At 49.4% G+C, this 544-nt stretch carries 1 protein-coding gene; it reads left to right on the plus strand.

All coding sequences use genetic code 11. The features are described 5' to 3' along the window. Positions 1-544: enoyl-CoA hydratase-related protein (locus tag R7Q09_RS27795; protein ID WP_318144166.1), on the plus strand; the 544-nt coding region annotated here is incomplete at both ends.

The following is a 544-nucleotide window of genomic DNA, read 5'->3' on the forward strand; positions in this document are numbered from 1 at the left end:
TGGCAGGTTGACGAATTCGGTGTTGCAACGCTGACGCTGAATCGGACAAAGAAACACAATGCCTTTGATGCCTGCATGATTGATTTGATCATCCATCGGTTAGATTATCTTGCACTAAGAACCGATGTGCGTTGCTTACTGCTGCGTAGTAATGGCAAACACTTTTCCTCTGGTGCGGATTTAGCTTGGATGCAATCGATGGCAAATAGTACCCGAAAAGAAAACCTAGTCGATGCACAAAGCCTCGCTCGCTTAATGGAAACGTTGGATGCCTTCCCTCAACCCACCATCGCTGTCGTACAAGGCTCAGCCTTTGGTGGCGCATTGGGGCTAATTTGCTGCAGCGATATCGCTATCGCCAGCCACTCCGCTCAGTTTTGCTTGAGTGAAGTCAAACTGGGATTGGTGCCCGCCACCATTGCACCATACGTGATGCGTGCGATGGGCAATCGACAAGCACGTCGTTACATCCTCAGTGGTGAAGTCATCCCTGCGGTTAAAGCGCAACAATTTGGCATCGCGCATGAAGTGAAAAAAGATAACG

It is taken from the genome of Vibrio sp. 2130-1 (assembly GCF_033339515.1).